This window comes from Ahrensia marina (genome assembly GCF_001293565.1).
Classification (GTDB): domain Bacteria; phylum Pseudomonadota; class Alphaproteobacteria; order Rhizobiales; family Rhizobiaceae; genus Ahrensia; species Ahrensia marina.
Genome location: NZ_JXMU01000005.1, coordinates 154,449 through 179,306, shown reverse-complemented (window position 1 = coordinate 179,306; position 24,858 = coordinate 154,449). Strand labels below are relative to the sequence as shown.

Genomic DNA, 24,858 nt, shown 5'->3' with positions numbered 1-24,858 from the left:
TTACAGCAATGTCAGTAGTATCAAGATTGACAAAATACCAAAAAATGTCATAGTGTCAATATAATGCTAGATTTCTGCGACAATAAGCGCGGCCTGATTCTCAAATCAGCGCTGACCGTGTTCCTCAATTACGGGTTTAAAAAAACCTCGATGGACGACATCGCGCGTGAAGCGAAAATGTCGCGCCCCGCGCTTTATCAGGTTTTCAAGAACAAATCCGACATTTTTCGGGCTATCAGCCTTCAGATGATGGAGAACGCAGCAATTTCAGCCGAAAACGCATTTAGGACAAATACCAGCCTACGAAATCAGCTATTTGCCTGCATTGATAACTCCATTCTCCAGATACACCGTTTTGTTGATGAAACGCCGCACGGCGTTGAGCTAACCGGCGTTAATCAGGAGCTTGCCCAAGATATTGAGGTCGAATGGAAAGCAAGGATGGTGACGATCATCACCAACGGTATTGAAAGCGCGGTCAAACGCGGAGATGCAGATCTAGAGCGATTTTCCACGCCGCCCATTAGCCCGCAATCGATAGCCCAAATTATAATGCACAGCATGGAAGGTATGCGTAATACCTATTTATGCGGCCAGCCTATCGATCATTATGTCGAAACACTTATTGATTTTGTCGCCCAAGCAATAAGTTCAGACACGCAAGCGGGAAAACAAAGCTAGTCCAGTTTCGGCTTAATCTTGTGTAGCCTCTCACTGAGCCTGCGCCCAACCGTCTTCTTCTTATCTATGGGGAACACGCGCTGCTCTAATTCTTCCGACAGGTCCAAAGTCGGTCTTTCACCGATCGCATCAAAATGCTCGTCCAGAAAATCCTGTCCCGCAGCATAACCCAAATCATGCAAATTCTCTAAAAACCGCCATTCAGCATTGAGTTTGGTTGCAGCCGACAGATCGGCCAAAGCTTCGTCCGCACAAACACGGTGCATCCGGATAGACGAATAAGTTGTTCCGTCCAAACGTCCTTCACGCTTTAGACGCCGGACAAATTCAATGGCTCTGAATTCGCGCAGCAATCCGGCATTGAAGGTGATTTCATTCATGCGATCCTGAATTTCCTGCGCTGATTTAGGCGTGTGGCGCCGCTCAACCGGATTGATCTGAACAAGCAATGTGTCTTCTGTGTCGGTGGAATAAAAGAACGGATATAAGGCCGGATTACCGCCAAACCCGCCATCCCAGTAAGGCACGCCTTCAATTTCAACAGCTTTGTACATTGTGGGCAGGCACGCCGATGCCATCACAGCATCTGCTGTTAGATCATCACCGGAAAAAACACGAACCTTACCGGTCCACACATTGGTTGCCGACACAAAGGTTTTAAAGCTTTTGCAGTTTGAAACATCATCAAAATCAATGACACTTTCAACGACATCGCGCAGCGGATTAATATCAAGCGGGTTGGTATCATAGGGCGAAAAGACGCGGCTAAACAGATCAGCCGCCCAGTATGAAGGCGAATACTGGAAGCTATATTTGCCGAAAAACACATCAAGCGGATTGCGGCGAATGGGCGAAAAGCGGCCCTTTTCGCCGACAGCTATCCAAAATTCCCGCAATTTTTGGCGCGCGCCATCACGCCCGCCCTGTGCCATGCCTGCTGCCATTGCAACCGCGTTCATTGCGCCAGCGCTGGTGCCCGAAACACCATCAAATTCCAAGCGGCCGTCTTCAAGCAGTGCATCAAGAACACCCCAGGTAAACGCGCCGTGAGACCCGCCGCCCTGAAGTGCAAGATTGATTGTTTTGGTTTTAACGCTCTTACTCAAAGCGCCGTCCATCCTCCGTCAATGGAGATTGTTGTGCCGGTAATTTGAGACGCATTGTCAGAACATAAAAACACCGCCGTACCGCCAAGCTGGTCAACGGTCGCAAATTCCCGCGTTGGCTGACGCGTCAACATGACTTTGTCCAGCACCTCTTCACGGCTCATTTTATGCGCTTTCATCTGGTCTTCAATCTGGCCCTCCACCAACGGTGTTAACACGTAACCGGGACAAATCGCATTACATGTCGCGTTCATTTTGGCTTCAGCCATTTCAAGCGCTGTGGTTTTTGACAGCCCGACAATGCCGTGTTTTGCCGCGATGTAAGCAGATTTAAAAGGTGACGCGGTCAGACCATGTGCCGATGCAATATTGATGATCCGGCCCCAGCCTGATTTTTTCATCATCGGCAGGGCAGCAGCAGTTGTATGAAAGGCCGATGAAAGATTGATGGCAATAATCGCATCCCATTTATCGGCAGGAAAATCTTCGATCGGCGCGACATGCTGGATGCCGGCATTATTGATTAGAATATCAACTGTACCAAACTCTTCGGCAGCTTTTTCAACCAGCGAACGTGACTGATCGCCTTTGGACAGGTCCGCTGAAATATAAATGGTCTTATTGCCTGCCGCCTTTGAAATTGATTCCGCAAGGGCGTGATCGTCTTTATTATCCGTGTAGGAATTAAGCACGACATTATGCCCTTCCATCGCCAGCGAGCGGGCGATGCCAAGACCGATGCCGGAATTGGATCCTGTGACAATTGCAGTTTTTACATCGGTCATCATAGTTTCCTCTTAATATGCACTGTGTTATTGCGCCGCAACATAAGCGTAATTATGTCACATGTCAGGTGACAATTCTGTGTTCAATGATAAGACAGGCAAAAATGTTCCAGAGAGGCAAAACATGACATTGCACATTTATGGATATGCAGGCTGCTCGACAGTGAAAAAGGCCGTCAACTGGGCTGAGGCGGAGAACATACCGCTGGAATACAAGCACTTTACCAAAGTGGATGATTTGGAAGAATCTCTACGCCAATGGGTATCATTGGCAGGCATAGACACTGTGTTTAATCATAAGGCGCAAACTTTTAAAAAGCTGGATGAAGCAGAGCGCGATGCCATTACACAAAACGAGGACAGCATGATAAACGCAATGGCGAACGAGCCGCGCTTTATCAAACGTCCCGTGGGAACAGACGGCAAGACTGCGCTGACAGGCTTTGACGAGGCCGCATGGCAGCAGGCATTTGGCGAAAGCAAGAATTGACCGATTATTTGTCATAGACGAGATAAACGCATGACCCGAAACAGTCCGAATTACATCAGTGCGCCCTTTGACCGCCACGAAACAGTCGGCGTTAATGTCGGCGGTGTGAAAGTCGGCGGCGGCGGTGATGTTGTGGTCCAATCCATGACCAACACGGATACCGCCGATATTGATGCGACAGTGGCGCAGGTCGCGGCACTGCACAAAGCCGGCTCGGAAATTGTGCGCATTACGGTCGACAAAGATGAGGCCGCCGCCGCTGTACCAAAAATACGCGAACGGCTTGAACGCCTCGGGCTTAATATTCCTTTAGTCGGTGATTTTCATTATATTGGCCACAAGTTGCTTTCAGACCATCCGGCCTGCGCGGAAGCGCTGGCAAAATATCGCATTAATCCGGGCAATGTTGGCTTTCGCGAAAAACGCGACAAGCAGTTCACTGACATTATCGAAATTGCCAACCGTTATGAAAAACCGGTGCGTATCGGCGTTAATTGGGGATCCCTTGATCAGGAACTACTGACACGTCTTATGGACAAGAACCAAGAGGACGGGTTTCCCATGACCGCACAGCAAGTGATGCGTGAAGCCATCGTCCAGTCTGCGCTGATTTCTGCCGAACTGGCAGAACAGGTTGGTATGCCGCGCGAACGCATCATTTTATCGGCGAAGGTAAGTCAGGTGCAGGACCTGATTGCCGTTTATACGGACCTTGCGAAACGATCAAACCACGCCCTTCATTTGGGTTTGACCGAAGCGGGTATGGGCTCGAAAGGTATCGTTGCCTCATCGGCAGCGCTCGGCATTTTGTTGCAGCAGGGCATTGGCGACACAATCCGCATATCATTGACACCGGAACCGGGCGGTGACCGCACCCGCGAAGTTCAGGTTGCACAGGAACTGCTGCAAACAATGGGCTTTCGCCAATTCATACCGGTTGTTGCGGCGTGCCCGGGATGTGGACGCACAACATCCACCGGTTTTCAGGAACTGGCTAAAAAAATCGAAGGCGATTTACGCAAGAACATGCCCGTCTGGCGCACAAAATACCCCGGTGTTGAAGCGCTTAAAGTCGCGGTCATGGGCTGTATCGTCAATGGTCCGGGCGAATCCAAACATGCCGATATCGGCATTTCTCTGCCTGGAACTGGTGAAAGCCCTGCAGCACCTGTTTTTGTGGACGGCAAAAAGACAGCGACATTGCGCGGCGACAATATTGCCGGTGACTTCGAAGCGATGGTGGCCGATTATATCGAAGCCCGTTTCGGCAAAGAAGGCGATAAACGCGGTGCCGCTTAAGCAGGCGGCATTTCTCGCGGTTGCCGCATGGCTGACAATGACGCCTGCCCTAATGAGTTCTACTCTTGGGCAAACACTTTCAAAGGACAGCGGGGAAGACATTTCCGTCGAACGCATTTGTCAGTTGATTGCCCGTGAAGCATCAGTCAACGGACTGCCGCAGGCTTTCTTCGCCAGATTGATCTGGAAAGAAAGCCGGTTTGACGCAAATGCAATTTCGCCGGTCGGTGCGCAGGGAATTGCGCAATTTATGCCTGAAACGGCCAAGCTGCGTAATCTGGATGATCCTTTTGATCCGGAAAAAGCAATTCCGGCCTCCGCTCTGTATCTTGCGAAATTACGTGTACAATTCGGCAATCTCGGCTTGGCGGCGGCAGCTTATAATTCAGGCGAAACACGCGTTGCCAAATGGCTTTCGCGAGGCGGCAATTTGCCGATAGAAACTGAAAATTATGTGCTGGATATCACCGGCGAGCCTGCAGACATTTTCTTTGACCGGCGCCGCCAGATAAAAAACCGGCCGCTTGAAGAAAAGATTGGGTTTTATAAAGCCTGTCTGCGCTTGCCTATAATTGAAACCGGTGCGGGCTTGCTTGCCGCTAAATTTACCATGCCGTGGGCGATACAAGTCGCCGGCAATTTCAAACGTGAAATAGCCGAACGCAGCTGGAGTCGTATTAAGGCGCGAAACGGCAATATTTTGATGGGTATGCCCCTGTCGATCAGCCGGACAAGATCGCCGATGGGACAGCGCGGCATTTATACAGTTCGGCTGGGGGCGCCATCACGCCAGAAAGCCAATGCGGTTTGCGGCCGTCTGCGCAGCAATGGAACACCCTGTATTGTAAAGAAAAACTAGGACTGCCGTTTGGCAACAAAATGTGTCGCCGCCCGAATAATATCGGCCTTTCGCCCATATTGCGCTAAAAGGGCCTCGGCTTCCCCGACATATTGGTTCAAACGCTCACGCGCCCATTCGACACCGTGAATCGCTATCAGCGTGCTCTTTCCGGCTTCAGCATCTTTTCGCGTTGCTTTGCCCATCGCAGCAGCATCTGATGTCACATCAAGCAAATCATCCGCCAACTGAAAGGCAAGCCCGACCAGCTCGCCATATCGGCGAATATTTTGTCGCTCTTTATGATTGCTACCGGCAATTATGGCGCCGGCTTCACAGGAATAACGAATGAGTGCGCCGGTTTTCATCGCGTGAATCCGGCTAATTAATTCTTCAGCCGCCTCCTTGTTCTCATTATCAAGATCAAGCTGCTGGCCGCCAACCATACCGCCCACGCCGGAATCTCGCGCGAGTGCGCGCACCAGCTCGATTTGAACCTGCGCAGAAAGGCCGCTTTCTTCATGTGCGGTAAGATCAAACGCCAAGGTCAACAAAGCATCGCCTGCCAAAATTGCCGTCGCTTCATCATAGGCAATATGGACCGTGGGTTGGCCACGTCTTAAATCATCATCATCCATAGCTGGCAAATCATCATGAACCAGAGAATATGAATGCAGACATTCAAGTCCGGCAGCCGGAAATAGAGCCAGCTCTTCATCGGCGCCGAGCATCTTTGCAATTTCAATGACAAAAAAAGGCCGGATACGCTTACCGCCGTTAAGAACACCATGACGCATCGCGTTTACAAGTTTTTCAGGCCGGTCTATTTCGCCATTTTTAGCATCGGCATTTAGATAGGTAGCCAGAAAGTCGTCCATTTGTTTGGCGCGCGATTTAAGTATCTCTACAAATTGCGTTTGGTTGAATTGAGCCACAAACTTGCCTCACTGTTTAGCCGTCTGCTTGATCGGTCATTTTATATGTGATTATTCAATTGCCTATGGATTGAGAAAAGTTCAACCATTATCCGCGCAAAACAGAGCCAGCACCCAGAGGAACATCGCAGTATTTTGGCCAGTAAACCCAAAAGAAAATCAGGTAAGAAGACCGTGCGAACACAAAAGCCGAAAATTCTGCGGCCAACATTGCGTCAGCGGGTAGCCGGCCTGTTCAAATGGACAGTGCTGGCAATCCTGGCAATTATATTGCTTCCTTTTGCTTTAACGGTGCTCTATCGCTGGGAGGCCGTTCATCCGACATCTACATTGATGCTTTCACGCCACCTTGCCTTTCAACCTGTTGACCGGCGCTGGATTGACTTAAGCGATATGGCTCCGGTTGCCTATCAAGCGGTTCTGGTCTCGGAAGATGGCCAGTTTTGTGCACATAACGGCATTGACTGGAACGCATTAAACCTCGTCATTTCCGATGCAATTGACGGTGAAAAAACCCGCGGTGCCTCAACCATCACCATGCAGACCGCCAAAAATCTCTTTTTATGGGGCGGGCGTTCCTATTTACGTAAAGTTCTGGAAATTCCATTGGCGCTTTGGATTGATCTTGTTTTGCCCAAAAAGCGTATCATGGAAATTTATCTCAATATTGCTGAATGGGATGAAAATGGCGTGTTTGGCATCGAAGCAGGTAGCCAAAGCCATTTCGGCGTATCTGCTGCGGATTTATCGCGCAAACAAGCAGCCTATATGGCAGTCACCCTGCCCAACCCGATTATGCGCGAACCCAGCAATCCTACACAGGGTCTGCGGCGTTTAGCCTCTGTAAATATCAAACGGGCGCAAAATTCCGGGGCCTATATTAAGTGCCTTGAATAGAATCTGCATAAAATTTCGGTGGATGGCTTCTCAAACAGGCTTGCAGGGTGTATAGCGCGCCAATCAATTCTAGCGCGGAACGGTTTTTACGGCCCGGCCCAATCACCGGCGACGTTACTGCGCATCGACTTTGGAGTATAAAATGGCTGTTCCTAAGAGCAAGATCTCACGCTCTAAGCGTGGTATGCGCCGTTCAACAGACGCGCTTAAAAACCCGACATATGTTGAAGACAAGTCTTCAGGCGAACTTCGCCGCCCACACCATATCGACCTGAAAACCGGTATGTACCGTGGCCGCCAGGTTCTGGAAGCTAAAGAATCTTAAGTTAAAACTTAAGTACACACATTAAAAAACCCGCCAGCATCACTGCGGCGGGTTTTTGTCGTTCTCATAAAGAATGTTGAAAGCTGGCCCATAGGAGCCAGCCTCAATCAGTACGGTGATTAACCGTCGATCTGTTTTGCCATGATTGCAATAGCTTGCTGATAAACACCGGCAGCGTTCCAGCCTTGGATCGCGCGGAAATTGCGCTCACCTTTCTGATAGCCGCCGCCCTTGCGCCAGCCATGGGCACGCAGGAAATTCGCTGTCGATGCCAAGGCATCATATTTATTGTTCAGATCAAGACGGCCGTTACCGTCACCATCAACGCCATATTTAAGAACATTGCCTGCTAGAAATTGTGTATGACCCAGTTCAGCATGGGCCGCACCACGGGTACTGGCACTGATTACGCCGCGATCCACCAATTTCAGCGCCGCAAGCAAATGTCCTGTGAAAAATTCCGAGCGGCGGCAATCGTAAGCCAGGGTCGCAGCAGCAGAAATCATATTTGTATTGCCGGTAAAACGGCCAAACCCTGTTTCCATACCGTGAATAGCGAGAAGCGGTCCGGCCGGAACACCATATCTTGCTTCTATATTAGCAAAGAACCTCGCATCAGCATTTTTCTTCTTTTTGCCTTGCGCTACGATTGTGCTGGCACCGCGTACCTGCATGAACTTTTTCAAAGAATATTTGAATGACTTCTGGTTGCGGTCCGCCGCGATTGTCTTGGTCGCATATTGTGCGCCAGCAAGCGCCTGAAGCCCGCGATTTTTAATTCCTTTGGCCGCAGCTTCTTCTGCAAAAGCCTGTTTCCAGCTGTTGAAACCCGAAGCGTTATTGCCGCATTTCGCAGCCATAGCCGGCGTTGTCAAAACAATAGGTGTAACTGCGGCAATAGGTGCTGCAAGCATTGCCGTTGTTGCCATCGTGCACGCAAATGCGCGAACCTTTTTCATAGACATTCAAATCTCCAAATTTTGCAATTGCGATCACGCGCAAACATTACTAATTCCGGTTCCATATGCCGCAATTATAGTTAATTGTCAGCTAACTTTAAGAACCACAAACTCGGACTTTATGCCCTCGATCCGAATATTGCCGACCCGACGCGCACTAATGTTGCGCCAAATTCAATGCCTGTTTCAAAATCGCCGGACATTCCCATTGACAGTTTATCAAGCTTATTCTCCCGCGCGAGCTTTCGCAATAATGCAAAATGCGGGCCCGGATTCTCGTCGGCAGGCGGAATGCACATCAAGCCGACAACATTGAGTTGCAAATCATCACGGCAAAAAGAAACAAACGGACCTGTTTGCTGCGGTGCTATGCCGGCTTTCTGTTCTTCCATGCCCGTATTGACCTGAATATAAACATCCAGCTGCCGGTCTTGCTTGCGCATCTCGCCTGCTAAAGCATTGGCAATCTTCTCGCGGTCAACGGTTTCAATCACATCAAACAGAGCAACCGCCTCGCCAGCCTTGTTGCTTTGCAGCGGTCCAATCAAATGAAGTTCAATATCGCTGTATTTTTCTTTAAGCGCGGGCCATTTTTTCTGGCTTTCCTGAATACGGTTCTCACCAAAAATCCGGTGCCCCGTTTCAATGACCGGCTCGATATCATCTTCAAAATAAGTTTTTGATACAGCCACCAATTGCACTGCATCACTTTGCCGCCCTGCAGACTTGGCAGCCGCATCAATTTGCGCGCAGACATCTTTATATCTTGAAACTGTATTCGCCTTCGTCACTTCTGGTTTTCCCATTCACTTAGAGCGTTTTCAGACAAAGCAGACAGCACTTCGCCCAAGCTAACGCGCAAATAAACCTAGAGTGTTACCGCCATTAAAAAATTGCGAAACTGCTCTAGCATCGACACACCTGTTGACCCTTATACGATTTGACGGCAAGAGAGCAAAAACCTTTTCATTCACGGCAAATGTCAGCATTTGTGCAAAGAGACGAGAACAATGGCGACCGAAAGATATAATCCCCGTAAAGCTGAAGCAAAATGGCAAAAGGCATGGGATGACGCCAAGCTCTTTGAGGCGGCCGACAATCCCGACGGCGAAACATATTATGTGCTTGAAATGTTTCCCTACCCGTCAGGACGCATTCACATGGGCCATGTGCGTAACTACACAATGGGCGATGTTGTCGCACGCTATAAACGCGCCAAGGGTTTCAATGTTCTGCACCCGATGGGTTGGGATGCTTTTGGCATGCCTGCAGAAAACGCGGCGATGCAAAACAAGGTTCATCCGAAAGAATGGACTTATGAAAACATTGCGACCATGCGCGGCCAGCTTAAAACAATGGGCCTGTCATTGGATTGGTCACGGGAATTTGCAACATGTGATGTCGATTACTACCATCGCCAGCAAATTTTGTTTCAGGATTTTCTTAAAGAGGGCCTTATTGGCCGTAAAACCTCAAAAGTAAACTGGGATCCGGTCGACAACACCGTCCTTGCCAATGAACAGGTCATTGACGGGCGCGGCTGGCGCTCCGGCGCATTGGTCGAGCAACGCGAGTTGGCACAATGGGTGTTCAAGATTACAGATTATAGCGAAGAGCTATTAAGCGCGCTTGATGAGCTTGATCAATGGCCGGAAAAAGTGCGCACGATGCAGCGCAACTGGATTGGCAAATCGCATGGCCTGCAACTGCGCTTTGATTTGACTGAGGCACTCGATAATATTGAACAAATTGAAGTTTACACCACACGGCCCGACACATTGGCCGGTGCGAGTTTTATTGCGATTGCACCCGAACATGAAATTGCCAAGCAATTGGCAAAAAGCAACCCTGATCTTGCTGAATTCAATGTCGACGTCCGCCGGGCCGGTACGTCAGAAGAAGCCTTGGAAAAGGCAGAAAAGCGCGGCTTTGATACAGGCCTCACGGTTAAACATCCGCTCTATGAAGGCGAAACACTACCGGTTTGGGTCGCAAACTTTATTGTGACTGATTATGGCACAGGCGCCGTTTTCGGCTGTCCTGCTCATGACCAACGCGATTTGGATTTTGCGCGTAAATACGATCTTGACGTCAAAAACAGTTTCTTTGCGATCGATGATGACACGCCCGTTGCCAATGAAGCTTTAACACCAATGAAGAGCGAGAAAGTGCGGTGGGTTGAGCAACCTGCCGGACTTGGTATTGCAACCGGTGAAGAGGCCATCAAGGAAACAATCAAATGGGCCGAGGAAAAAGGTATCGGTGAAGGCCGCGTACAATTCCGCTTGCGCGACTGGGGCATATCACGCCAGCGTTATTGGGGCTGCCCTATCCCCATCATACATTGTGATGATTGCGGTACTGTGCCAGTTCCAAAAGAAGATTTGCCGGTTAAGCTTCCAGACGACATTGATTTTGATACGCCTGGAAACCCGCTTGCCAGACATCAGGGTTTTCTGGATGTGAATTGCCCTTCATGCGGCAAACCCGCAAGACGTGAAACCGATACGATGGATACATTTGTCGACTCATCATGGTATTTCGCACGCTTTACCGCGCCGGATGCAGAAAGCCCGACAATACCTGAGATTGCTGATAAATGGCTACCGGTCGATCAATATATTGGCGGTATTGAGCACGCTATTTTGCATCTGCTTTACTCGCGCTTTTTCACACGTGCCATGAAGAAGGTTGGCCATCTGAACATTGATGAGCCCTTCAAAGGGCTTTTCACTCAGGGCATGGTTGTTCATGAAACCTATAAGGACGATAAGGGGTGGGTGACACCGGCGGAAATTCGTATCGAGGACAATGACGGCGTGCGCCGGGCTGTTCATTTGGAATCCGGCAAACAAGTTGAAATTGGCTCGATAGAAAAAATGTCGAAGTCCAAGAAAAACGTTGTCGATCCCGACGATATTATTGCGTCCTATGGCGCTGACACAGCCCGCTGGTTCATGTTGTCGGATTCGCCGCCCGAGCGTGATGTTATCTGGACTGAGTCCGGCGTGGAAGGTGCGCATCGCCTGTTACAACGCGTATGGCGTTTGATTGTTGATGCTGCCGATGCTTTGAAACAGGCTGATGCAAGTATCGGCACGAGCGGGTCGGCGCTAGCCATATCCAAAGCAGCGCATAAAACGCTTGAAGCGGTTGGCAGCGATATTGAAAAACTGGCTTTCAACAAAGCGGTTGCCAGACTCTATGAGTTGACCAACCAGTTGGCCAATCCGCTAACAGAAATAGCAAAAGGCAATGCAGAGCCCGAGCTAGTAGCCGCTGTCAAAGATGCTGTGCAGATTTATCTGGCCATGATCGCGCCAATGATGCCGCATTTGGCAGAGGAAATTTGGGCCAAACTTGGAAACGAAACCCTGATAGCTGATTTGATATGGCCGGAATTTGAGCCGTCTCTTGTTGTTGATGATGAAATAATGCTTCCTGTTCAAATGAACGGTAAAAAGCGCGGCGAAGTTACAGTTGCAAAAACCGCCTCTAAAGATGAAATCGAACAACTCGTGCTTGGTTTGGATTTCGTACAAAGCCAACTGGGCGGCAATGCGCCGAAGAAAGTTATTGTGGTTCCGAATCGAATTGTTAACATCGTCATATAAGCCCGAGCTGAGGACACATTTATGCATAGCCGCCGCGTCATTTTAGGCCTTACAGCAACATTATTGATTCTGGCTTCCGGTTGCACGGTCAGGCCGTTGCATTCGAGCGCCGGTCTGAATACCGGCTTGACCAAAAGTGTTTCTATCCAAAGTGTCGACACCCGTGTCGAGCAACAGGTTCGTAACCGTTTATTGTTCTTGTTAAACGGCGGCGAGCGCCAGCCTGCCGCACCGGACTATATTGCACAGCTCACCGTTTCCTCTTCCACATCCGGGATTTTGAAAACGCGCAACACGAACGATGATTCCGATAATTCGGCATCCCGCGTAACTTTGCGCGGTGTACTGAGCCTTTCTTCAAGTAACGGGGAAATTATCGGCACCTATAGGCGTTCAGCCATTGCTCTTTTTGATAGAAGCACCCAGCAATTTGCAAACGCGCGCGCAGAGATTGATGCACAGAACCGTGCTGCCGACGAGCTAGCAGAAACATTCCGTGCCATTCTTCTTACTAAAATTCCGACGGGCAATTAACAATGGCACAGCTAAAAGCTGGTGAGGTTGATCGCTATCTACAAAAGCCGGATTTAAGTAAAACTGTTCATCTTGTTTATGGACCCGACCGCGGATTGGTTGCCGAGCGCAGTAAACTTTTGGCACAAAAATCAGGTGTCGATCTTGATGATCCGTTTTCGACAATCAGACTGGATATGGACTCGCTGAGCGCCGATCCGGATAGGCTTATGAATGAAGCCTATACGATTTCCATGTTTGGTGGCTCTAGATTAATCTGGTTGCGCGGCGTTACCAATGATCCGTCACTCGTGAAACAATTGGAACGGTTGCTCAACGATCCGCCGCAATCCTGTCTTTGCCTCTTGGAGGCCGGCGATCTTAAAAAAGGCAGCAAGATCCGCGATCTCGTTGAACGGGGAAAATCCGGACAGGCAATCCCCTGTTACAGTGACAGCAGTAGAAATATCGCTTCGCTCGTCGATGAGGTTTTACAGGCTAACAATTTAACAATCGGCCTGGATGCGAGGCAGTTTCTGTTATCGCAGCTCGGTGCAGACCGTATGGCTTCGCGCGCTGAGCTCGATAAGCTTTGCCTTTATGCTTATGGAAAATCTGAAATCCATCTTGAAGATATTCAGGCCGTTTTGGGTGACGCATCGGCGATCAGTTTTGACGCGGTCACTGATGCGGTGCTTACCGGTAATTTAAAGCAGTTTGATTTGGCACTGACGAAGTTTTCTTCATCCGGAGGTTCTAATTTTCAACTGTTCGCAGCCATGATGCGGCAGTTTCAGATGCTGGATAAGATGCGCAGCGAAATGGATGCAAGCGGCAAAAGTGCAAGTGTTGTTGTTGCCAGCGCAAGGCCGCCAGTATTTTTTGCTCGCAAAGCAGCCACGGAAGCGGCACTGAACAAATGGACAAGCAAGGCGATTCGTGCAGCCCACGACCGTCTGCAAACCGCATTATTGGAATCGCGCAAGAACAGTCAGATCGACATCAATATCGCGCATATCGCTTTATTGGGATTAACCGTGCAATCTGCACGCCGGCGTTAATCGCAATGCATTGACTAATAAGATTTTAGCCGGCGAAGGTTCACGCCTGGCGTTGCAATAAACGGCACAGCGCATCCAGCTGCTCTAGATCCTTATAGCTGATCTTAACCTGCCCGCCCTTAGCTTTATGAGCAATCTCAACACGGTAGCCAGTTGTATCACTAAGCATCTTCTCAAGAGCCAGTGTGTCGGCGTCTTTTTCCTGCTCGGTAGCAGTAGACTTCGGTTTTTTGGATCCATTGCCGGAATCATTGGCAAGCATTTCAGCCTGACGCACAGAAAGCCCTTCCTGTACGATTCGTTTCGCAAGCGAATCGGGATCGGAGGCCGTAACAACGGTACGCGCATGGCCCGCCGAAAGTGTTCCTTCGCTAACCATCGACTGAACGCCTTTAGGTAATTTCAGCAAGCGCAAAGTATTGGCAACATGGCTTCGGCTTTTACCGATAACATCGCCGAGATCGGCTTGCGTATAGCCGTGCTCGTCCATCAATTGCTGATATCCCAACGCTTCCTCAATTGCGTTAAGATCAGAACGTTGCACATTTTCGATAATCGCAAGTTCAAGCGCTGCTTTGTCATCAACATCGCGTATGATGACAGGAACTTCTGTCAGCCCTGCACGCTGTGAAGCACGCCAGCGCCGTTCACCGGCAATAATTTCATGACGTCCATTGCTATCGGTTTTAACCGGCCGAACAACAATCGGCTGGATAACGCCGTGCTCTTTGATTGAGTGTGCAAGCTCGTCAATTTCGCTATCTGAAAAGAAACGGCGTGGGTTGTTCTCGCTTTGAACAATAAGCTCAATTGGCAGCAAACGATCACTGGCGATCGTTTGAGCAGATTGTGACTCAGCTGGCTGGTCCATTTCACCGATAAGTGCTGCTAAACCGCGCCCCAGCCTTTTTCGCGAATTATCGTCTGCCATATTCTCGTTCCAGTATCTTAATGAGTCGAAGTTATTGTTATATTGTTTCGGATTAGAATCGTTTAGGCCGCTTTACTCTGACGTTCTCTTTGAATGACTTCAGAGGCCAAATTGAGATAGGCCTGACTGCCACTACAGGCAAGATCATACAAAATCGCCGGCTTGCCATATGATGGCGCTTCGGACAACCGGACATTACGCGGTATAACAGTCTTGTAGACTTTAGCGCCCATATGCGCCCGGACATCATCAACAACCTGATTGGCCAAATTATTACGGCCGTCATACATCGTCATCACGATACCCTGTATCGCCAGTTCCTTGTTCACCGATGCCCGAACCTGCTCGACAGTTTTAAGAAGCTGGCTCAAGCCCTCAAGCGCGAAAAATTCGCATTGTAGCGGAACGAGCAAAGAATCAGCTGCGGCCATCGCATTAAGGGTGAGAAGATTGAGCGATGGCGGACAATCAATGATTACGTAACTAAAACGCCCCTCATCCGCGCGCAGAGCATTTTTCAATCTGAACACGCGGTCAGCTTCCGAAGCGATCTCCATCTCCACCCCGAGCAAATCCATCGTCGAAGGTACAATGGAAAGATTTGGGACCGCTGTTTGAATTGTTGCTTCGCCAATAGAAGCTTCGCCAAGCAGAATTTCATAGGACGAAACTTCACGGTCGTCGCGCTCGATACCCAAGCCGGTGCTGGCATTGCCCTGCGGATCAACGTCAACAACCAGAACATTTTCACCGATCGCAGCCAGCGCAGTCGCCAGATTAATCGCAGTGGTTGTTTTGCCCACTCCGCCCTTTTGGTTAGCAATAGTGATAATCCGCGTGGATTGACCCATGATTTGAACTCCGCCAAAAACCGCTATTTGCGTTTTAGATTTCCAATCTCGAGAATGACCGATTCCGTATCAATTCTGCTTCTATGTATTACCAGATCGAAGTCCCAATTGGCATGACTTTCTTCCAACTCTTCGCGGTATCCACGTCCTTTATGGAAAAGGCCCACGGCACCATTTGATAAATGACAGTGCGTTAGCTCAAACAGCTTTGGAAGCGCGGCAAGTGCACGCGCTGTAACATATTGCGGTGTCGGAAGCGAAGACAGCGCATCTTCAATTCGTTTTGCATGAATATTGGCATTACGCGCGCATTGTGCTTTTGCCGCCATAAGAAACGCTGTCTTTTTGCGGTTGCTTTCAACAAGATCGACGCGGCTATCCTTATTGTCATCGAGCATGCACGCCAGAACAATACCAGGGAACCCGCCTCCCGAACCAATATCTATCAAGTGCCGCATATCAGGCTTAATAAGCAAAAGTTGCGCACTGTCCTCAATATGCCGCTGCCAGACCTCGCCTTTGGTAGACTCAGCAATAAGGTTGATACGTTTCGACCATTGTTCAAACAAGGCCTCAAATTTAATCAGACGCTCCAACGTTTCACGTGAAACATTCAAATCGCCATTTAACAGTGTTTGGCTCATATCAGGCAGCTGATCTTTGCTGTTTGCGCACTTGTGCAATAATCAACGCAATACCGGCAGGCGTCATACCTTCAATACGCTGGGCCTCAGCAATACTTTTCGGTTGGCGTGCGTTCAGCTTATTGCGCAATTCATTGGAAAGTCCCGCAATCTTATCGAATTCAGTATCTTCCGGTATAAGAAGGTTCTCATCGCGGAGTACAGATTCGATGTCCGCTTTCTGCCGGTCCATATAAACTGCATAATGCGCTTCGATAGCGAGCCTGTTTAAACTGTCACTGTCAAATTGTTTGAGGTCCGGCCATACGCGAATTAAGTCCGATAGTTCTATCGATGCATAGGATAAAAGATCATAACCACTGCGACGGACACCATCCATATTCAAAGATATGCCATGCTTTGCCGCTTCCTGCGGTGTAAGCGTCTGGCTCTTTAAATAATCCCGTGCTGCGTTCAAGCGGCCATTAACGTCATTGTAATGAGCAGCGCGATCAGGCGAGGCCAAACCAAGCTCTATAGCCAGCGGTGATAAACGCATGTCCGCATTATCAATGCGCAGAGACAAACGATATTCGGCGCGGGACGTAAACATACGGTATGGCTCGCTAACACCGCGCGACGTCAGATCATCAATCATAACGCCAATATAAGACGATGTGCGGCTAAAATGCACCGGTGCCTTCTGCCCTACAAAATGCGCTGCATTAATGCCGGCAACCAAGCCTTGCGCCGCAGCCTCTTCATAACCCGTCGTACCGTTGATTTGTCCGGCGAGATAAAGCCCCGCCGTCCCTATCAGATTGAGCGACTGGTCCAGTGCCTTCGGATCAACATGATCATACTCGATGGCATAGCCAGGCTGTAAAATTTGAGCATTCTCAAGACCTGAAATAGTCTTCATCATTGCCCACTGCACATCTTCGGGCAGAGAGGTCGAAATACCATTTGGATAAACCGTGTGATCATCCAAACCTTCTGGTTCAAGAAAAATCTGGTGGCCGTCACGATCACCAAATTTCACAATCTTATCTTCCACAGACGGACAGTAGCGCGGGCCGGTACCACTAATATTACCGGAATACATTGCCGAACGTTTGAGGTTCTCACGAATGAGATTATGTGTAGCAGGCGTGGTACGTGTAATTCCGCAATCAATCTGCGGCACACGAATTTCATTTGTCATCGTTGAGAACGGAACAAGTTCCTCATCGGCGCTTTGTTTTTCCAGAATGTCCCAATTAATAGTGCGACCATCAAGGCGCGGCGGTGTCCCCGTTTTTAAACGGCCGAGTGGAACATTAAGGCCAGCAAGTCTGTCAGCAAGCAAGGTACTTGCCTTCTCACCCATGCGGCCTGCGGGAAACCTTTTATCACCGATATGAATAAGACCGCGCAGAAATGTGCCGGTTGTCAAAACAACAGCGCCGCATTTAATTGCAGTACCGTCGGTTAAAGTAATGCCGTTGATTGCGCCTGAACTGTCTTGCGACAGATCTATGACTTCGCCTTCCAGGATCGACAGGCCTTCAACGGATTTGATTTCAGCCTGCATGGCTTCCCGGTAAAGCTTACGATCAGACTGCGTGCGAGGTCCGCGTACTGCCGGACCTTTGCGCCGATTTAGCATTCTGAATTGAATACCGGACCGGTCAGCAACACGTGCCATTAAACCGTCGAGCGCATCAATTTCACGAACAAGGTGGCCTTTTCCCAGTCCCCCGATAGCAGGGTTACAGGACATAACACCAATCGTATCAATAGAATGAGTGGCCAAAGCCGTTTTAGCGCCCAGAGCTGCGCTGGCACGAGCCGCTTCGCAGCCTGCATGGCCACCGCCAATGACAATAACATCGTAATGCATAAATTTACCGTTCGTTTGGAATGGCTGTTGAATGACTCTAATAAACTCTCAGGTCAAGGCACTAATGTTTCACGTGAAACAAATAAAAATCTGAATGCAAAATGTTTCACGTGAGTCACTGCACCCCCAATGTTTCACGTGAATCATTTACCAATGCAAAATGACGAGAATATGCGCCCTAGAACATCTTCTGTATCATATTGTCCGGTAATTCGGCCAAGGCTATACGCAGCAGCACGCAGATGCTCGGCGCGCAACTCAAGTGCGTCTTCACTTTCGATAGCCAGTTTTATATCTTTCAAACATTGATGCAAATGATCGATGTAACGAGACTTAATAGCAGAACCGGCACGCGAACGATCCAGTTCCTCTTTGATTCTTAAAGACAACATGTCCAGTATTCGTAATAGAGAAGCAGAATCATTGACGCTGACATGAATGGCCTCTTCATCGGTAGGCGTCAATTTTCCCAGATCAGCTTTAGAGCGAATAGTAATGACGTTAGAATTTTTTCCGATCAGATCATGATCCCAATTATCATCATCACTTAAATATAAAACGAGATCAGCTTGCTCCGCTGAAACAATTGAACGCCGAATACCCTCCGCTTCCACAGCGCCGGCTTGTTCACGAATACCGGCAGTATCGCTCAGCAATACAAGGTAACCTGCAATATCCATGCGAACTTCAACGACGTCGCGTGTCGTACCTGCCTCACTCGATACAATAGCTCGATCGCTCCCGGCCAAAGCATTAAGTAAGCTGGATTTGCCGACATTAGGCTTCCCGACAAGGCTAATCTTAAACCCGTCGCGAATGCGCTCAGAACGGTCATACCCTTCAAGGTGATGTGAAATGGAGCGTTGAAGCGCAGCCATATCCTGCCAGACTTGATCAGCAACCGACCCGGGCACATCATCTTCATCCGCAAAATCAATATCAGCTTCAATCATAGCGCGGGCGTTTAGCAGCTGATCCTGCCATCCTTTATAAAGCTCTTTTAAACCGCCGGTAGCGAGATATTGTGCCACTTTTCTTTGCGCTGTTGTTTCCGCATCAATAAGATCGGCTAGACCTTCCGCTTCGGTCAGGTCAATTTTTCCATTGGTAAAAGCACGCCTGGCAAATTCACCTGCTTCGGCATGGCGAACACCATCATAGGCTGAGAGAACATCCAGAATACCGGCAACAACAGCCCTACTGCCATGTGTTTGCAGTTCAACAACATCTTCGCCGGTAAAACTATGCGGAGAGGGAAACCAAAGCACCAATCCTTCATCAATCACTGAACCATCTGGATCATAAAAGGTTTGAAGAGAAGCTTGCCGCGGCTTTGTAATCTGCGCGCCGAGTGCAGTGACAGCTTTAGATGCTTTTGGGCCGGATATACGAATAATTGCGACACCGGAAGGAAGGCTTCCAGAAGAAAGAGCAACAATTGTATCCATTTGTTGCTCCTTTCAGTTGGTTACGGAGTCGAATCAATTGACTCAAATATAATTCAGGTAATATTCGTTTCTAATCCGAATCGACCTATGCGTTCATTGAATCAAAGAACTCTGCATTGTTCTTTGTCTGCTTGAGTTTATCGATAAGAAACTCAACTGCATCTGTCGTACCCATTGGTGCGAGAATGCGGCGCAATACGAAAATCTTCTGCAAATCTTTGCGGTCGATCAACAGATCTTCCTTACGTGTACCCGACTTAAGAATATCCATAGCCGGGAATGTGCGTTTATCAGCCACTTTGCGGTCAAGTACGATTTCAGAGTTGCCCGTGCCTTTGAATTCTTCGAAGATAACTTCATCCATACGGCTACCCGTATCAATCAAGGCTGTAGCGATAATTGTCAAAGAGCCGCCTTCTTCAATATTACGCGCAGCACCGAAGAAACGTTTAGGACGCTGAAGCGCATTCGCATCAACACCGCCCGTCAAAACTTTACCCGATGACGGCACAGTCGTGTTGTAAGCGCGGCCAAGTCGGGTGATCGAATCCAGCAGGATGACAACATCGCGGCCGTGTTCAACAAGACGCTTTGCCTTCTCGATAACCATTTCAGCAACCTGAACGTGGCGCGACGCCGGTTCATCGAACGTCGATGATACCACTTCGCCATTCACAGAGCGCTGCATGTCCGTCACTTCTTCCGGACGTTCATCGATCAGCAATACGATCAGATAACATTCAGGATGGTTAGCCGTGATCGCATGGGCAATATTTTGCAAGAGAACTGTCTTACCGGTACGCGGCGGCGCCACAATCAAACCGCGCTGTCCCTTACCCAGAGGCGCTACCAAATCAATAACCCGCGAAGACAAATCTTTTGATTCGCTGTTTTCAACTTCCATCTTGAAACGCTCATCAGGATAAAGCGGCGTCAAATTATCAAAATGGCTTTTGTGGCGAATTTTTTCCGGGTCGTCAAAATTGATTGTGTTGACTTTAAGCAGAGCAAAATAACGTTCGCCGTCTTTCGGTCCGCGAATAAAGCCTTGAACCGTATCACCTGTTTTCAGTGAAAATTTCCGAATCTGGGACGGGGAAATATAAATATCGTCCGGACCAGGAAGGTAATTGGCACTGGCTGAACGCAAAAAGCCGAATCCATCCTGCAAGATTTCAACAACGCCTTCTCCGATGATTTCCACATCATCAAATGACAGTTGCTTCAAAATCGCAAACATCAATTCCTGTTTACGAAGCGCGCTCGCGTTTTCAACTTCGAGCGATTCAGCAAATTCTACAAGTTCAGGAGCTGACTTTTCCTGAAGTTCACGCAAAGACATTTGGTCCATGGGACACCATATAGTTAAAAAAGAAGAATAGTCGGAAAAAGGAGGGATCGGGTTCCGAATTTTTCCATCAAATACAGCCGAATTGTGAAAATTTCAAGTCCGAACGACAATTGTCGCTCTTAAACCGAAAATGATGACACTTAAAACGGCTTTACCACAACCATGATCACGATGATGATCATTAAAATAGTCGGTATTTCATTGTAAAAACGCCACTGGCGGGCCGATTTATTATTTTCGTCGGATGCAAACTTTTTCATTGCAGCCGCATAGTAAAAATGAACGGCCGTCAAACCAATAACAGCGGCAAACTTAACGTGAAACCAGATATCGGAAAAATATCCGGCATCGATGGCAAGCCATAGGCCCAATATCCAGGCCAGTATCATGGCCGGCGTCATAATGATTTTCATCAAGCGCTTTTCCATGAGCTTAAAAGTTTCAGATTGTACCGATCCTTTTTCCGCATCGGCGTGATAGACAAACAGCCGGGGCAGATAAACAAGTCCCGCCATCCATGAAATAATTGCAATCACATGCAGTGCTTTTAGCCAAAGATAACGATCCGCCGGTCCTGCAAGCCATAATAGAAACCCGGCAATAGCAAAAACAGCAATGGCGATAGACGCTCTAATTGCTGCCTTTTTCCCGGATTGTTTCGAAGACGAATCGATAGAAGCCACTTTTAAATTTCTCCGCGGACATAACGGACCAGAAAATCCATGTTCTCCGGTGTAGCATCCGGTGTAATACCGTGTCCAAGGTTGAACACCAAAGGCCCATTGCCAAGAACATCCATAATGCGGTCTACACCTTCCTTAATCGCTGCCTGACCGGCAACAACACGCTGAGGATCAAGATTGCCCTGTACCGGACCCTCTTTTTGCAATTCTGCGGCAAATTCAAGCGGGACGCTCCAATCAAGCGCCACCATATCAACGCCAGTCTTTTCCTTATAACCGCGATAAAAATGCCCCGCGCCTTTGGGAAAAGCGATAATCTTGGCATTTAGCCGGGCAGAACGCACTTTTTCGACAATCCGCTTCACCGGCTGCACACAATTGGCTTCAAAGGCAAATTCGTCCAATACGCCCGACCAGCTATCAAATATCTTTACTGCATCAGCGCCCGCATCCAATTGGCCGATAAGATATTCGGCAGAAGCATCTGCGATTATATCAAGAAGCTTCGCCAGTTCATCCGGCTTCTGATACATAAATAAACGTGATGGTGCCTGATCGCTCGTTCCACGCCCCGCAATCATATAGGTTGCAACGGTCCAGGGAGCCCCGCAAAAACCAAATAAAGCTGTCTCATCCGGTAAATCTGAGCGTAATCTCTTCACCGCTTCAAAAACCGGAGACAGATGTGAAAGAACATTATTCGGTGTCAGCGCATCAACATCGCCTTCACCAAGCGGTGTCATACGCGGACCTTCACCGGTGACAAAATGAACATCACGGCCAAGCGCGTCCGGCATCACCAGAATATCGCTGAATAAAATAGCGGCATCAAAATTATAGCGTCTAATTGGTTGCAGCGTTGCTTCGACAGCCATGTCCGGCGTGTAGCAAAAATCGAGAAAGCTCTTGGCTGATTTTCGAAGCTCCCGATACTCAGGCAGATAACGTCCTGCTTGTCTCATAACCCAGATTGGGGGAGGCGCTATATGTGCTCCACTGATCACATCGATGATTTTACGGTTCGACATGATTTACTCACTTTCATTGATCCCTCTTTAAAGAAGAAATCATTTTTTAGAATCTACTCTTATTTAGAGTCTGTGAATTGTGGGAGAAACACAGTTACTCACAGCCAAAGGCTGTTTTTCCTCTTGTTTAAAATAATATACACAATCAACAAGGGTTTTATCGGTCAAAATTGACGCAGTTAAAAATCTTCATACTTTCCAAGAATTTGCTGACAGAAATTTGTATCAATCGCACCGGTAAAGTTTGTGCATAGAGTGTGGAAAAATCTGTATTGAGTCTGAATTACAAACACGTTTTGGAAATACGAACATAAGTGTGAATTGGGATAAAAACGACTTAGTTCACAGGTGAAAAATGCAAGGGATGATTCGCTAATTTTTTCACACACCTTTATCCACACGGCAGTTTCGCAGATAAATGCAAAATTCTCTGTTGAGAGCAAATCATGACACCACTAGATGTTGTAGTCTGCATATAAAGGAAGGTAATCGATATGGCACTCATTCTGGCGTCAACCAGCCCTTTTCGAAAAATGCTATTTGAAAATGCAGGTCTTATATTTGAAACCGAAGCGCCGGCTATTGATGAGCGGGCCATAGAAGCAACGCTGGAGGGCAGCGGTGCGAATGCTTCGGATGTTGCAGAGATATTAGCCGAATCAAAAGCCAGAAATATTGCCGAAAAGAATCCGGCTAAGTTGGTTATTGGCGGTGACCAAACCCTATCGCTTGAACACAGGCAGTTTCATAAACCCAATAATATGGAAGAAGCGCGCCAACATCTTCTCGATTTGAGCGGAAAAACCCATCAGCTAAACAGTGCGATCGTCATTGTACGCGATGATGAAGTGATTTGGCGCCATGTATCTGTGGCCCATATGCATATGCGTAAGCTGGATCCTGCCTTTATTGGTCGCCATCTGGCGGAGGTTGGCGATATAGCTTTAAAAAGTGTCGGCTCGTATCAGATTGAAGGGCGGGGCATTCAGCTGTTTGAAAAAATCGAAGGCGATTATTTTACAATTGTCGGCGTGCCCATGATCCCGCTGTTGGCAAAACTGCGCGAACTTGGAGAAATTGATGGCTGAAATAAAAAAGGCCTTCGTTTGCGGCGACCCGATTAAACATTCGCGGTCTCCCCTTATTCACGGGCATTGGCTTGATCAATACAATATTAAAGGCAGCTATGAAGCTGTCGCGGTATCACCTGATGAATTGCCGCAATTTATGCGCCGGATGATTGAAGATGACTGGGCTGGCGGAAATTTCACAATTCCGCACAAGCAAGCCGTATTTGAGCGACTTGATAATGTGGACGATGCAGCGTGCGCGATCGGTGCGGTTAATACCGTATGGATTGAATCCGGCAAACTATGCGGCGGTAACACCGATGCCTATGGTTTCGCGGCTAATCTTGATGCGCAGGTGCCACTTTGGCGCAGCGCGCAAACAGCCATGGTTTTTGGAGCCGGCGGCGCTGCAAGGGCGGTTGTTTTCGCGCTGTTAACAGCCGGTATTGGTAAAATTTTCCTTGTCAACCGCACGCTTGAACGTGCTGAAGAACTGGCAAATAGTTTCGGCATTGCGGTTAATGCGATGAATTGGGATGATGCTGCCGCAAAACTTCCCGAAGCCGATCTTCTAATCAATACGACATCACTTGGCATGGACGGGCAGCCAGCCTTCCCTCTCGAATTATCGAACGCGCGTATTGATGCGATTGCATCCGACATTGTTTATGTGCCGCTCGAAACCCCGTTTTTGGCGATGGCTAAAATGCGCGGCCTTCAAACATCTGACGGTTTGGGCATGTTATTGCATCAGGCAACGCCGGGTTTTGAAAAATGGTTTGGATTAAAACCGCAAGTCGATGAGGTTTTACGCCAGCGGATCATTGACGATTTAAATGGCGGGACCAAGCAATGATAGTCATCGGATTGACCGGCTCGATCGGCATGGGTAAATCCACCACTGCCAAAATGTTTATGGATGAAAACATCGCCGTTCATGATGCGGATGCGGTGGTTCACAATCTTTATCGTGCCGGACCATTGGTTGAGGAAATCGAAGAACGGTTTCCGGGCACAAAAAAAGAAGGCTCTATCGACCGGAAAAAACTCGGCGAATATGTTCTCAATGACAAAGCCGCGATGAAAGAGCTTGAAGCGCTTGTTCATCCCTATGTCCGGCACGCGGAAGAAAAATTCATCGACGATAACCGTAATAAGAATGCGAAATTAGTCGTGCTTGATATACCGTTGCTTTTCGAAACAGGCGGCGACAAGCGTGTCGATAAAATTGTTGTGGTGACAGCGCCTTATGAAGTTCAAAGAGAACGGGTGTTATCACGTCCTGATATGAGCGAGGAAAAGTTTCAGCAGATTTTGCAAAAACAAATGTCTGACGCAGAAAAGCGGTCCTGCGCTGATTTTCTCATTGACACATCTTTGGGTATGGACGCTGCCAGAGAGCAGGTTCAGCAAATTATTAGCCAGCTATTAAAAAACTAAGTTTTGCATAGGCACAAGCCGCTCTTGCTATCGCGCCTTTCGGAATTC

The 24,858-nt window shown here is 48.5% G+C and carries 25 protein-coding genes; 12 read left to right on the top strand and 13 right to left on the bottom strand.

Features of this window, described 5'->3' with window-relative positions; all coding sequences use genetic code 11:
* Positions 1-63 precede the first annotated feature (63 nt).
* Entirely contained in the window at positions 64-681 is a 618-nt protein-coding gene (locus SU32_RS05200) for a TetR/AcrR family transcriptional regulator (protein WP_053998283.1), read from the top strand.
* Here the strand turns inward: SU32_RS05200 and SU32_RS05195 are convergent.
* Both SU32_RS05195 and SU32_RS05190 read right to left on the bottom strand, forming a co-directional pair.
* Positions 678-1,799 carry a patatin-like phospholipase family protein gene (locus tag SU32_RS05195; RefSeq protein ID WP_053998282.1) on the bottom strand — a complete coding sequence of 374 codons (1,122 nt, stop codon included), beginning with the start codon at positions 1,797-1,799 and terminating at the stop codon, positions 678-680. The two genes, SU32_RS05200 and SU32_RS05195, sit on opposite strands and share 4 nt — an antisense overlap.
* Positions 1,784-2,572, bottom strand: coding sequence for a 3-hydroxybutyrate dehydrogenase (locus tag SU32_RS05190; RefSeq protein WP_053998320.1), 789 nt, complete (start codon positions 2,570-2,572; stop codon positions 1,784-1,786). Before SU32_RS05190 ends, SU32_RS05195 begins: the two co-directional genes overlap by 16 nt.
* A 124-nt stretch (positions 2,573-2,696) precedes the next feature.
* Between SU32_RS05190 and SU32_RS05185 the strand changes: the two genes are divergently transcribed.
* From SU32_RS05185 to SU32_RS05175, 3 genes are read left to right on the top strand one after another with little or no spacing between them, the layout of a single operon-like run.
* Positions 2,697-3,062, top strand: coding sequence for an arsenate reductase family protein (locus tag SU32_RS05185; RefSeq protein WP_160316292.1), 366 nt, complete (start codon positions 2,697-2,699; stop codon positions 3,060-3,062).
* Positions 3,063-3,092: 30 nt separating this feature from the next.
* Positions 3,093-4,361, top strand: coding sequence for a flavodoxin-dependent (E)-4-hydroxy-3-methylbut-2-enyl-diphosphate synthase (gene ispG, locus SU32_RS05180; RefSeq protein ID WP_053998280.1), 1,269 nt, complete (start codon positions 3,093-3,095; stop codon positions 4,359-4,361).
* Positions 4,351-5,220, top strand: coding sequence for a lytic transglycosylase domain-containing protein (locus tag SU32_RS05175; RefSeq protein ID WP_053998279.1), 870 nt, complete (start codon positions 4,351-4,353; stop codon positions 5,218-5,220). The genes ispG and SU32_RS05175 overlap by 11 nt, the downstream gene beginning before the upstream one ends.
* Here the strand turns inward: SU32_RS05175 and SU32_RS05170 are convergent.
* On the bottom strand, positions 5,217-6,077 hold the full coding sequence (locus SU32_RS05170; RefSeq protein ID WP_053998319.1) for a polyprenyl synthetase family protein: 861 nt from the start codon (positions 6,075-6,077) through the stop codon (positions 5,217-5,219). The genes SU32_RS05175 and SU32_RS05170 overlap by 4 nt on opposite strands.
* Positions 6,078-6,308: 231 nt before the next feature.
* Here SU32_RS05170 and SU32_RS05165 point away from each other — a divergent pair, with 231 nt between their 5' ends.
* Positions 6,309-7,031 (top strand): transglycosylase domain-containing protein, encoded by a 723-nt coding sequence (locus SU32_RS05165; protein WP_245625492.1) that lies wholly within the window; start codon positions 6,309-6,311, stop codon positions 7,029-7,031.
* A 142-nt stretch (positions 7,032-7,173) separates the two neighbouring features.
* On the top strand, positions 7,174-7,356 hold the full coding sequence (gene rpmF / locus SU32_RS05160) for a 50S ribosomal protein L32 (RefSeq protein ID WP_053998278.1): 183 nt from the start codon (positions 7,174-7,176) through the stop codon (positions 7,354-7,356).
* A 119-nt stretch (positions 7,357-7,475) separates the two neighbouring features.
* On the opposite strand, the gene SU32_RS05155 is transcribed toward rpmF, so the two are convergent.
* A complete protein-coding gene (locus SU32_RS05155) occupies positions 7,476-8,321 on the bottom strand; it encodes a lytic murein transglycosylase (RefSeq protein WP_211097682.1) in 846 nt (281 codons plus the stop codon).
* Positions 8,322-8,434: 113 nt separating this feature from the next.
* Positions 8,435-9,121 carry a YggS family pyridoxal phosphate-dependent enzyme gene (locus tag SU32_RS05150; protein WP_053998277.1) on the bottom strand — a complete coding sequence of 229 codons (687 nt, stop codon included), beginning with the start codon at positions 9,119-9,121 and terminating at the stop codon, positions 8,435-8,437.
* 204 nt (positions 9,122-9,325) lie between these two features.
* Here SU32_RS05150 and leuS point away from each other — a divergent pair, with 204 nt between their 5' ends.
* Genes leuS through holA form a run of 3 tightly spaced genes read left to right on the top strand, consistent with a single transcriptional unit; the run spans position 9,326 to position 13,503 of the window.
* On the top strand, positions 9,326-11,929 hold the full coding sequence (gene leuS / locus SU32_RS05145; protein WP_053998276.1) for a leucine--tRNA ligase: 2,604 nt from the start codon (positions 9,326-9,328) through the stop codon (positions 11,927-11,929).
* Positions 11,930-11,950: 21 nt separating this feature from the next.
* Positions 11,951-12,463, top strand: coding sequence for an LPS assembly lipoprotein LptE (locus tag SU32_RS05140; protein WP_053998275.1), 513 nt, complete (start codon positions 11,951-11,953; stop codon positions 12,461-12,463).
* Between the two features lie 2 nt (positions 12,464-12,465).
* Positions 12,466-13,503 (top strand): DNA polymerase III subunit delta, encoded by a 1,038-nt coding sequence (gene holA / locus SU32_RS05135; RefSeq protein ID WP_053998274.1) that lies wholly within the window; start codon positions 12,466-12,468, stop codon positions 13,501-13,503.
* 40 nt (positions 13,504-13,543) lie between these two features.
* On the opposite strand, the gene SU32_RS05130 is transcribed toward holA, so the two are convergent.
* From SU32_RS05130 to hemE, 8 genes are all read right to left on the bottom strand, one after another.
* On the bottom strand, positions 13,544-14,434 hold the full coding sequence (locus tag SU32_RS05130) for a ParB/RepB/Spo0J family partition protein (RefSeq protein WP_053998273.1): 891 nt from the start codon (positions 14,432-14,434) through the stop codon (positions 13,544-13,546).
* 62 nt (positions 14,435-14,496) lie between these two features.
* The gene (locus tag SU32_RS05125; protein ID WP_053998272.1) at positions 14,497-15,285 is read right to left on the bottom strand and encodes a ParA family protein; all 789 of its coding nucleotides are present in this window, start codon (positions 15,283-15,285) and stop codon (positions 14,497-14,499) included.
* A 23-nt stretch (positions 15,286-15,308) separates the two neighbouring features.
* Positions 15,309-15,929, bottom strand: coding sequence for a 16S rRNA (guanine(527)-N(7))-methyltransferase RsmG (rsmG, locus tag SU32_RS05120; RefSeq protein WP_053998271.1), 621 nt, complete (start codon positions 15,927-15,929; stop codon positions 15,309-15,311).
* 1 nt (position 15,930) lies between these two features.
* Positions 15,931-17,790: a tRNA uridine-5-carboxymethylaminomethyl(34) synthesis enzyme MnmG gene (gene mnmG, locus SU32_RS05115; protein ID WP_053998270.1), complete on the bottom strand. Its 1,860-nt coding sequence runs from the start codon at positions 17,788-17,790 to the stop codon at positions 15,931-15,933.
* A gap of 143 nt (positions 17,791-17,933) precedes the next feature.
* On the bottom strand, positions 17,934-19,238 hold the full coding sequence (gene mnmE, locus SU32_RS05110) for a tRNA uridine-5-carboxymethylaminomethyl(34) synthesis GTPase MnmE (RefSeq protein WP_053998269.1): 1,305 nt from the start codon (positions 19,236-19,238) through the stop codon (positions 17,934-17,936).
* 85 nt (positions 19,239-19,323) lie between these two features.
* Positions 19,324-20,589: a transcription termination factor Rho gene (gene rho / locus SU32_RS05105; protein ID WP_144421034.1), complete on the bottom strand. Its 1,266-nt coding sequence runs from the start codon at positions 20,587-20,589 to the stop codon at positions 19,324-19,326.
* A 140-nt stretch (positions 20,590-20,729) separates the two neighbouring features.
* Complete coding sequence (gene hemJ, locus SU32_RS05100) at positions 20,730-21,272, bottom strand: protoporphyrinogen oxidase HemJ (protein ID WP_053998267.1); 543 nt, start codon at positions 21,270-21,272, stop codon at positions 20,730-20,732.
* A gap of 2 nt (positions 21,273-21,274) precedes the next feature.
* Positions 21,275-22,300, bottom strand: a complete 1,026-nt coding sequence (gene hemE, locus SU32_RS05095; RefSeq protein ID WP_053998266.1) for a uroporphyrinogen decarboxylase — start codon at positions 22,298-22,300, stop codon at positions 21,275-21,277.
* Positions 22,301-22,788: 488 nt separating this feature from the next.
* Here hemE and SU32_RS05090 point away from each other — a divergent pair, with 488 nt between their 5' ends.
* From SU32_RS05090 to coaE, 3 genes are read left to right on the top strand one after another with little or no spacing between them, the layout of a single operon-like run.
* Entirely contained in the window at positions 22,789-23,388 is a 600-nt protein-coding gene (locus tag SU32_RS05090) for a Maf-like protein (RefSeq protein WP_201454885.1), read from the top strand.
* Positions 23,381-24,226, top strand: coding sequence for a shikimate dehydrogenase (locus tag SU32_RS05085; RefSeq protein WP_053998264.1), 846 nt, complete (start codon positions 23,381-23,383; stop codon positions 24,224-24,226). The genes SU32_RS05090 and SU32_RS05085 overlap by 8 nt, the downstream gene beginning before the upstream one ends.
* Positions 24,223-24,810, top strand: a complete 588-nt coding sequence (gene coaE, locus SU32_RS05080; RefSeq protein ID WP_053998263.1) for a dephospho-CoA kinase — start codon at positions 24,223-24,225, stop codon at positions 24,808-24,810. The genes SU32_RS05085 and coaE overlap by 4 nt, the downstream gene beginning before the upstream one ends.
* Positions 24,811-24,858 lie beyond the last annotated feature (48 nt).